This window comes from Acinetobacter sp. RF14B (assembly GCF_006864105.1).
GTDB lineage: Bacteria > Pseudomonadota > Gammaproteobacteria > Pseudomonadales > Moraxellaceae > Acinetobacter > Acinetobacter lwoffii_C.
Genome location: NZ_SMTB01000287.1, coordinates 1 through 255 on the forward strand (window position 1 = coordinate 1; position 255 = coordinate 255).

1 rRNA gene is annotated in these 255 nt (G+C 49.8%); it reads left to right on the forward strand.

The features are described 5' to 3' along the window. Nucleotides 1–56: 56 nt before the first annotated feature. Nucleotides 57–255: ribosomal RNA gene (locus E2K52_RS15000) — 16S ribosomal RNA — on the forward strand; the annotation flags it as partial.

Consider the following 255-nt stretch of genomic DNA (forward strand, 5'->3'; position numbering starts at 1 on the left):
AATTTGTCAGAAAATTGATGAGCCAAGATTGGTGTCCTTTAGGCACTACTGATTTTAAACTGAAGAGTTTGATCATGGCTCAGATTGAACGCTGGCGGCAGGCTTAACACATGCAAGTCGAGCGGGGAGAAGGTAGCTTGCTACTGGAACCTAGCGGCGGACGGGTGAGTAATACTTAGGAATCTGCCTATTAGTGGGGGACAACGTTCCGAAAGGAGCGCTAATACCGCATACGCCCTACGGGGGAAAGCAGGG